Genomic DNA, 7,219 nt, shown 5'->3' with positions numbered 1-7,219 from the left:
CGCCGGTTATGTATCCGTCTGGGTAAAAATCGACCCGCCGCGCTTTGGCCTTGCTCACGCAGCGCTATCCACCGATGGCAATTCAGGCGGATGAAGGTCGGGACGAAGGAACCGGCGGCTAACGCCCGTTATCCTCTCGACAGCGATCACCCGATCGCTCGGGATCTGTTTCCACTGGCTTATTGCCTGGGGGGTGATTTCGAGCAGCGTCGCGAGCTTCTTCGCTTGGCCGCCTACTGCCTCAACGGCCAGTTCCAGGCCGTTCTTTTCGTCTGGATCGCTCATGGAGATTTTCACCCGCTGCTTGATTTGACACCGTATTCAAGCACGGCTTAACCATAAGTTCAAGTGCAGCTTGCTTGAACTAATCAAGTGTGGCTTTAGTCTCTTGAAACGAAATGGAGAAATCTTCGATGACCCTGGGGACAACAATCAAGGCGGCCAGGAAGGCTAAAGGCCTCACCTTGGCAAATGTCGCAAGCGCTCTGGACGTCAGCATTCAGGCCGTGTCGCAATGGGAGAGCGACACAACCACGCCTACAGGCGGTCGTCTCATCTCCCTGAGCAAAGTCCTTGGTGTTGACCTAGCGACGGGCGGGGGCAAGCGAGAGCTGCTGCTCTATCGGCCAGAAGGGCCCACCGTTTACAACGCGCCTCTAATTAGTCGGGTCACCGCTGGATCATGGTCGCCGATAGTCGCGGATCAACCGCTGCCGCCCGACACGCCATCCTTTGAAATCCATTGGGAGCCGGCGGGCTATGCATTTTCTCTGGAAATAGACGGCGACAGTATGTTGCCGGAATTCCAGAGCGGCGATGTGATCATAGTCGACACGGGTCTTCGGCCTTTGCCTGGCGATTGTGTAGTTGCGGCTCTCGATAGCGAGGAAGAGGCGACGTTTAAGAAGTACCGACCGCGCGGCGCCGACGAGCAAGGCCATCCGGTCATTGAGCTTTACCCATTGAACCCAGACTACCCAACGCTGACAATCTCAGCGAAAAATCCCGGCAGGATCGTCGGCACGATGAACGAGCACCGACGCTTCCGACGTCGAACGAAGTAAAGCGTGGCTTCAAGTTTATATCAAGCGTGGCTTGACTTAGATGGTTAAGCCGTGCTTGAATTGCTTCATCAACCGATGGAGCCACCATGCACACCGCCGCCGCTTCGGTCTTCACTGATCTTGCCCGCCCGCTGGGCCTCGATGTTGACGCTCAAGGCCGCCTCGCCACCGCATGGCGCTACTCGCTCCGGGAAGTTGCAGACCATCTGCTTTTTATCCGTCAGCACCTCGCCACAATCGCCCAGCGCGACGAGATGTTGACCACCACCGTCCGCCGCCACAGCCCGAAGTTTGTCGGCTATGCCCGCCAGCAGCTCGCCTATCGCCTGCCGCTGTACCTCGCCGCCGTGCGCCGCGTCGCTGAATACGAAACCAAGATGGACCTTCACGGCGTGGCTTACGCCCGGTCCAGCGATGCCTGGGAGGCTTGATATGGACATGATGACCGAAGTGGCCGACGCCGAACTGCTCGCCCTAGGGGTCGAATTTCGCAAAGCCTGGGATGCAGAGCGCGCCGCTTTTGCCCTATGGGGCGGGGAAACTAAGGACATCGCGATAGATGCTGCGCACGGCGCATGCGCAGCATTGGCGGATGCGATCAACAAGAACACTCCAAAGACTATGGATGGCATTCGCGTGGTCGCGATGGTCTGGGGCTGGATGCACTATCTCTCCGAACACCCGGGCGAATACGAAGGCGCCGACAGCGAATTTCCCGGCCAACGCGCCGCCCACGGCGTGATGACGTTCCTGCTGAAGGATTGCACAGCGTGACGCGGGCCTATCCCAAATCCAACTTCCGCTTGCGCCGCGCAAGCACGTCCTTTGCCGCACGTTCCGCTGCTTCAGCGTCGTCCGGCGCGGAATCGAGCGTCTCGGAAAGCCCAGGACCGTTTTGGCGGGGGTTTGCCTCTCTCTCGGCTCGCCGCGCCGCGCGCTCTTCGGCCTTCTTGGCCTCTGTCAGTTCGCGCATCGTGCCGGACATGGCTTGGAAGAATTGGCCCAGCGGCATGTCGACGGACGGCGTTCCGGTCTTCAGAGCCTCCAGCCTGATTATGATCTGCGGTGGATGCTTCGGCCCGACAAACGACTGCTCCAGGCGTGCCACGATTTCAGCGGTGACGCTTCGCCCTAGCTCCAGCGCGGCTTCTTCGAGCCGTAGCTTCAGCGATGCCGGCATTCGGATGTTTATCTGTGGATCTTCGCGGGCCATGCGCCGGATATATAGCACGGTGCTATTGCCGGCAATAAAGCACGGTGCTATATTGGATCATGGTTAATCGAAAAGGAAAGGACATGAGTCGGGCCGACCCGAAATTTCTGGTGAGACTGCCAGCGGACGTGAAAGCCTTCATCGCCTCGCAGGCCGCGAGGAACGGCAGTTCGCAAAACTCGGAAATCGTGCGGTGCATCCGCAATCGAATGGACGAAACGAAAACGGCGACCAGCGAGCTTGCAGGCTCGAACTGATCGCCGTTCCGAAATGAAACCGCCTTGCAGGGCGGCTCCCCACATCATCAACGCCTAGGAGCAGTAGATGACTAAGACAGCAAATAGCACGGCAAACGTGAAAATTCCAGCCCAGCCGGTCCGCAAGGTCCCGCATGAGGCTGACACCTTGTCATTCATGCATCGCAAGCCCCGCGATGTCGGCGGCGTCAACTACTGGAACGTCGAGGCCACGGGCTATTTCGGCAAGGACTGCGACAAGGGCCACGAACTGGCGCGCGAATATCTCGACTTTATCGGCCGGTACCCGACCAACGGCAACGCCACGCTGCTGGGCTGCATTGTCAATGACATGTGCCGGGTGAGGCAGGAGGAACGCAAGCCGTCCGGCAACCATCTGACCGGCGTCGAAATCGGTTTCTTGGGCGAGGTCAATCGCTACACCATGGCCACGATGGTCGCCGTGGTCAAAATGCTGGGCAAGTCGGAAGGCGGTGACGCATGACCGCGCGTTCCGACGACCTGAACGACCTGCAATCCGATATCCGTCACGTTGAGACGCTGATCTGTGTCATGCACGATGTCGCCATAGAAACGCCTATGCCTAGCGACGAAGGCATAGCCAAGGCCATGCAACAGGTTCACGACCTTTTGTGGATCGCCCGCGACTTGGCGGGCGATCTCGTCAAGGCCGCTTCGGCATGTCACGAAAAAGTCATGGCCGATGCTCGTAGCAGAAAGGCGGTGCGTTCGTGACCGCCGCCCTGAACCACAACGACCTTGAAAGCGAAGTGCGGGATGCCGTCTTGGCAAACCGTCTGGTCCTCACCTGGATGAACAGCCATTTCGAGACACCGGCCGAAAACAGCAATTATCGTGTTCATGAGAGTGACGCCGAAATGTTGGTTTTCGCCGGTCGGATCGCTCTCGAAAAGAGCGAGGCTGTTCTGACCAAATGGGAGGCAGTGCATGCGGCGGCGAGGGTCGCCGGATGACGCCAGCCGATCCTTTCGAGGATTCGCCGCTGACCCTGAAGGAGGCTTGCCAGCATTTCTTCAGAAATCGCATCACCCCTGCCACGTTGCGAGCCGAGGCGCGCCGTGGCAGGCTTAACATCGTGCGCATAGGCAGGGCGGATTTTGTGTTGCCCTCGTCGGTGAGAGGAATGATGACCAAATGCCAAGACCCGCCAAAGGAGCCCGGCTCTACCTCGACCCGAAACGACGCGAATGGGTCATCCGGGATGTCGGCGAGGTCTTCGAACGCACAGGCTGCGGCGAACCAGATCGCGCAGGAGCTGAAAAAAGGCTCGGGGAGTACATCGCGGAAAAATTCAAACCAGTCTCCCGCGAAAGTCATCTCGCTCGCCTCTCGGTCGCCGAAGTCCTGACCGCATACGGTCGCGAGTACGCGCCACACAAGAAATCGGCAGAGCGTAGTGGCTATGCGATAGCTGCTCTGTTGCCGTTTTGGGGTTCGAAGACGCTGGCGGACGTGCGCGGCGAGACATGCCGCGCCTATGCAAAGGCCAGGGGAAAGACCGTAAAGGCCGGCACGATCCGGCGCGAACTAGCCGCGCTGTCGAAGGCCATTAATCATTGGCACAAAGAGCATGGCCCGCTGGCATCCGTTCCGGAAGTGACCATGCCCGATGTCCCGCCCGCCCGCGACCGCTGGCTGACGAGAACGGAAGCCGCGATGTTGCTTGCCGGCGCTCTGGGCTTCTACCGTGAATTCTGGTGCGACGTGGCCAGCCGTCGAGAGCATTACCGGTGGCGCCGGAACCGGTTCGCGATCAACCGCCACTTGGCGCGCTTCTTACTGCTGGGGCTCTACACCGGGTCGCGGCGTGCGGCGATCTGCAATGTCCAGTGGATGGCGAACACCACGGGCGGTTGGATCGACAGCCAGCGCGGCGTCATGCATCGGCGAGGGGAGGGCGTAGCGGAAACGAACAAGCGCCAGCCGCCCGTGCGCCTTGGAAAGCGAATCAGCGCACATCTGCGCCGATGGAAGCTTATCGACGACAATGCCCGTGACGAGGCCGCCAGGCAGGCCGGCGAGCCCGTGGCGGTCTGTCTGCATGTCGTGAGCTATATGGGCCGGGGCGTGGCCTCTGTCCGCACCGCTTGGGAAATGGCGATCGACAACGCTTGGCTGGATCCGGCCATCACGGGACAGCCGGCGATCACGCCGCACGTCCTTCGCCATACCCGCGCAACCTGGATGATGTTCAAGGGCGTAGATATCTGGGAAGCGGCAGGCGCGCTCGGGATGTCGGCCAAGACGCTCGATAAGGTCTATGGCCACCACCACGTCGACTTTCAGAAGAACGCGGCGGAAGTCTGATGACTGCACCTGTTGGATGGTTTGTTCGAGTTTGGGTCGGCGAAAAAGAATCGGACGATCCTGCCTACGACACAGCACTTTACATGGCAGGCTACCCAACGCCGGCCGAAGCTGAGGCTGCAGTAGGACGTGCTCGCCCGAAGAGCGGCGAACGGATGGAGGTCCTGGACGGGGAGATCGTGCCTGGCATCGGCCCCCAACCGGCGCCGGGTGAGGTTCAGAGACTTCGAGGCGCAGTCTGAATAAACGAGTTTCTGTGCCGTTTCTGTGCCAGCCAGATCAGCGAGTTAGCTAAGTTATTGAAAGGATGGTGGGCGTGACAGGGATTGAACCTGTGACCCCTGCAATGTCAATGCAGTGCTCTCCCGCTGAGCTACACGCCCATCCGAAGCCGCGCATACACCATTTTTGATCCAGCGCGTCAATAGCAGGAAAAAGGAAAGAAGGCGTCGTCTCGCCGCAGTGGCGAAGAGTGCGGCGCCTCGGCTAAAAACGGCTCAGGCCGCCTGCAGCATCTTTTCGACCTCGTTGACGAGGTCGCGCAGATGGAACGGTTTCGACAGCACCTTGGCGTCTTTCGGCGCCTTGGAATCCGGGTTCAGCGCAACGGCGGCGAAACCGGTGATGAACATGACTTTGAGATCAGGATCGATCTCTGTGGCGCGCCGCGCCAGTTCGATGCCGTCCATCTCCGGCATGACGATGTCGGTCAACAGCAGCGAGAACGGTTCCTCGCGCAGCCGCTCATAGGCGCTGGCGCCATTGTCGAAATCGCTGACCTGGTAACCGGCGCGCTCCAGCGCCTTGACGAGGAACCGACGCATATCGTCGTCGTCTTCCGCCAGAAGAATGCGTGCCATGATATCCCGTCCGAATCACCCGCCCGAGGTTGCCGTTGGGCAAGCCCGTTAACCATCCTGTATATGAGGAGGTGAGGGTAAACATCAAGTGAACGCTGACGGGGATGATCCATATTTACCGGGCGTGTGCTGCGGCCGAAATGCTGGACACGAGGCTTGCAAGGTGGCACTTTCACATCATGATGCACTGGTGTTTTCGGGTTCGTTCAAATTGAAGACGGCAGCCGAGGATTTTTCGGTCTTTCCACCCTTCGAAATCCGGTCGGGCGTCGAGCAGCGCGTCCCCTTCCTCTTCAACTCACCGCATAGCGGCCGCTACTATCCGGAGCGCTTCCTTGCCATGGCAAGGCTGGACCGCAACGCCATCCGCCGGTCCGAGGACTGCTACGTCGATGAGCTGTTCGGCGGCACCGTCGCGCTCGGCGCGCCGTTGCTGGCGGCGAATTTCCCGAGGGCCTATCTCGACGTCAACCGCGAGCCGTGGGAGCTTGATCCGCGCATGTTCGCCGAGCCGGTGCCGTCCTTCTGCAACATCCGCTCGGCGCGGGTGGCCGGCGGGCTGGGCACGGTGCCGAAGCTGGTCGGCGAGGGGCTCGACATCTATTCCGGCCGCTTGCCGCTGGCCGAAGCGGTCTCCCGCATCGAGGCCGTCTACAAGCCCTATCACGAGACGCTGAAGCGGCTGTTGACCAGAACCCATGCGCGGTTTGGCTTTGCCGTGCTGATCGACTGTCATTCGATGCCGGCGAGCATCAGGGTCGGCGACAGCGGCCAGCGGCCCGACTTCATCATCGGCGACCGTTTCGGCATCTCGGCAACGGCCGCCCTGACCGACACCGCGATCGGCCTGCTCAGCGCCATGGGCTATTCGGTCGCCCACAACAAGCCCTATGCCGGCGGCTTCATCACCGAGCACTATGGCCGCCCGGCGCGCCATCTGCACGCGCTGCAGATCGAGGTCAACCGGGGGCTCTATATGAACGAGCGGACATTCGAGAAGGCTGCCGGCTTCGATGCGCTGGCCGACGATCTGACGCGGTTCTCAGCCGACCTGATGTCGATGCCCGATCATCATTTCATCGACTTGCCACAGGCCGCGGAGTGAATAACCTGCCGCTGGCCGCGGACTGAATGGCGCCATAAAAAAAGACCGCATCGTTTGCACGATACGGTCGAAGTCTAGGGAGGAAACGCCCAAGGAGGGCATGGACAGGAAACCCTGTCCGAGATTGAGGGTATTGTGCGCTGCACAAATGTCAAGCGACCTTCAGCCTTTTTTAATTCACTCTGATGTGGAAATTGCGTTTCGATGGCGCCTGTGTGACATCCAGGCAACAGATGCCGTCGGGGAAAAATCCTCGACACCCTTGTTTTGGCACGAAATTGGCGGCAAAGCCGGGCTCGGGCATGCTGCAATGCGGGAGAATCAGTTGGACATCAGCATCGATTTCATGCGTCGCATCGCGCAGGCGGCAGCGGCGGAGACCTTGCCGCGCT

12 protein-coding genes, 1 tRNA gene and 1 pseudogene are annotated in these 7,219 nt (G+C 60.1%); 10 read left to right on the top strand and 4 right to left on the bottom strand.

Translation table 11 applies throughout. The annotated features are described in order from the left end of the window. Nucleotides 1–54 precede the first annotated feature (54 nt). Nucleotides 55–285 (bottom strand): Cro/CI family transcriptional regulator, encoded by a 231-nt coding sequence (locus EN750_RS11445; RefSeq protein ID WP_127396493.1) that lies wholly within the window; start codon nt 283–285, stop codon nt 55–57. Between the two features lie 128 nt (nt 286–413). Here EN750_RS11445 and EN750_RS11440 point away from each other — a divergent pair, with 128 nt between their 5' ends. From EN750_RS11440 to EN750_RS11430, 3 genes are all read left to right on the top strand, one after another. Next, the gene (locus EN750_RS11440; protein ID WP_189526139.1) at nt 414–1,064 is read left to right on the top strand and encodes a LexA family transcriptional regulator; all 651 of its coding nucleotides are present in this window, start codon (nt 414–416) and stop codon (nt 1,062–1,064) included. Between the two features lie 86 nt (nt 1,065–1,150). Next, nucleotides 1,151–1,495, top strand: coding sequence for a hypothetical protein (locus tag EN750_RS11435; RefSeq protein WP_127396491.1), 345 nt, complete (start codon nt 1,151–1,153; stop codon nt 1,493–1,495). A gap of 1 nt (nt 1,496) precedes the next feature. Beyond that, nucleotides 1,497–1,838, top strand: coding sequence for a hypothetical protein (locus EN750_RS11430; RefSeq protein WP_127396490.1), 342 nt, complete (start codon nt 1,497–1,499; stop codon nt 1,836–1,838). A 7-nt stretch (nt 1,839–1,845) separates the two neighbouring features. Here the strand turns inward: EN750_RS11430 and EN750_RS11425 are convergent, their stop codons facing one another. Next, nucleotides 1,846–2,277: an Arc family DNA-binding protein gene (locus EN750_RS11425; protein WP_127396489.1), complete on the bottom strand. Its 432-nt coding sequence runs from the start codon at nt 2,275–2,277 to the stop codon at nt 1,846–1,848. 83 nt (nt 2,278–2,360) lie between these two features. Between EN750_RS11425 and EN750_RS11420 the strand changes: the two genes are divergently transcribed. The 5 genes from EN750_RS11420 (at nt 2,361) to EN750_RS11400 (ending at nt 4,862) form a co-directional block, all read left to right on the top strand. After that, complete coding sequence (locus tag EN750_RS11420) at nt 2,361–2,534, top strand: Arc family DNA-binding protein (protein WP_127396488.1); 174 nt, start codon at nt 2,361–2,363, stop codon at nt 2,532–2,534. A 67-nt stretch (nt 2,535–2,601) separates the two neighbouring features. Further along, nucleotides 2,602–3,018, top strand: a complete 417-nt coding sequence (locus EN750_RS11415) for a hypothetical protein (RefSeq protein WP_127396487.1) — start codon at nt 2,602–2,604, stop codon at nt 3,016–3,018. Next, nucleotides 3,015–3,269 (top strand): hypothetical protein, encoded by a 255-nt coding sequence (locus EN750_RS11410; RefSeq protein ID WP_127396486.1) that lies wholly within the window; start codon nt 3,015–3,017, stop codon nt 3,267–3,269. Before EN750_RS11415 ends, EN750_RS11410 begins: the two co-directional genes overlap by 4 nt. Beyond that, entirely contained in the window at nt 3,266–3,508 is a 243-nt protein-coding gene (locus EN750_RS11405) for a hypothetical protein (protein WP_127396485.1), read from the top strand. Before EN750_RS11410 ends, EN750_RS11405 begins: the two co-directional genes overlap by 4 nt. 181 nt (nt 3,509–3,689) lie before the next feature. Further along, entirely contained in the window at nt 3,690–4,862 is a 1,173-nt protein-coding gene (locus tag EN750_RS11400; protein ID WP_127396484.1) for a tyrosine-type recombinase/integrase, read from the top strand. Nucleotides 4,863–5,170: 308 nt separating this feature from the next. On the opposite strand, the gene EN750_RS11395 is transcribed toward EN750_RS11400, so the two are convergent. Together EN750_RS11395 and EN750_RS11390 are read right to left on the bottom strand one after the other, a co-directional pair. Beyond that, nucleotides 5,171–5,245: transfer RNA gene (locus tag EN750_RS11395), tRNA-Val, on the bottom strand. Between the two features lie 114 nt (nt 5,246–5,359). Beyond that, nucleotides 5,360–5,722, bottom strand: a complete 363-nt coding sequence (locus EN750_RS11390; RefSeq protein ID WP_006199474.1) for a response regulator — start codon at nt 5,720–5,722, stop codon at nt 5,360–5,362. 163 nt (nt 5,723–5,885) lie between these two features. On the opposite strand from EN750_RS11390, the gene EN750_RS11385 reads away from it, so the two are divergent. Both EN750_RS11385 and EN750_RS11380 read left to right on the top strand, forming a co-directional pair. Beyond that, nucleotides 5,886–6,827, top strand: coding sequence for an N-formylglutamate amidohydrolase (locus EN750_RS11385; RefSeq protein WP_127396483.1), 942 nt, complete (start codon nt 5,886–5,888; stop codon nt 6,825–6,827). Between the two features lie 148 nt (nt 6,828–6,975). Beyond that, nucleotides 6,976–7,219: pseudogene (locus tag EN750_RS11380) on the top strand (hypothetical protein); the annotation flags it as partial.

This window comes from Mesorhizobium sp. M7A.F.Ca.ET.027.03.2.1, assembly GCF_003999175.1.
Classification (GTDB): Bacteria; Pseudomonadota; Alphaproteobacteria; order Rhizobiales; family Rhizobiaceae; genus Mesorhizobium.
This window is presented reverse-complemented; position numbering and strand designations above follow the sequence as displayed.

Bases quoted from the DNA above. Each gene is read 5' to 3' on its own strand.
- EN750_RS11445 (WP_127396493.1), bottom strand. From the start codon at position 285: ATGAGCGATCCAGACGAAAAGAACGGCCTGGAACTGGCCGTTGAGGCA.
- EN750_RS11440 (WP_189526139.1), top strand. From the start codon at position 414: ATGACCCTGGGGACAACAATCAAGGCGGCCAGGAAGGCTAAAGGCCTC.
- EN750_RS11435 (WP_127396491.1), top strand. From the start codon at position 1,151: ATGCACACCGCCGCCGCTTCGGTCTTCACTGATCTTGCCCGCCCGCTG.
- EN750_RS11430 (WP_127396490.1), top strand. From the start codon at position 1,497: ATGGACATGATGACCGAAGTGGCCGACGCCGAACTGCTCGCCCTAGGG.
- EN750_RS11425 (WP_127396489.1), bottom strand. From the start codon at position 2,277: ATGGCCCGCGAAGATCCACAGATAAACATCCGAATGCCGGCATCGCTG.
- EN750_RS11420 (WP_127396488.1), top strand. From the start codon at position 2,361: ATGAGTCGGGCCGACCCGAAATTTCTGGTGAGACTGCCAGCGGACGTG.
- EN750_RS11415 (WP_127396487.1), top strand. From the start codon at position 2,602: ATGACTAAGACAGCAAATAGCACGGCAAACGTGAAAATTCCAGCCCAG.
- EN750_RS11410 (WP_127396486.1), top strand. From the start codon at position 3,015: ATGACCGCGCGTTCCGACGACCTGAACGACCTGCAATCCGATATCCGT.
- EN750_RS11400 (WP_127396484.1), top strand. From the start codon at position 3,690: ATGCCAAGACCCGCCAAAGGAGCCCGGCTCTACCTCGACCCGAAACGA.
- EN750_RS11390 (WP_006199474.1), bottom strand. From the start codon at position 5,722: ATGGCACGCATTCTTCTGGCGGAAGACGACGACGATATGCGTCGGTTC.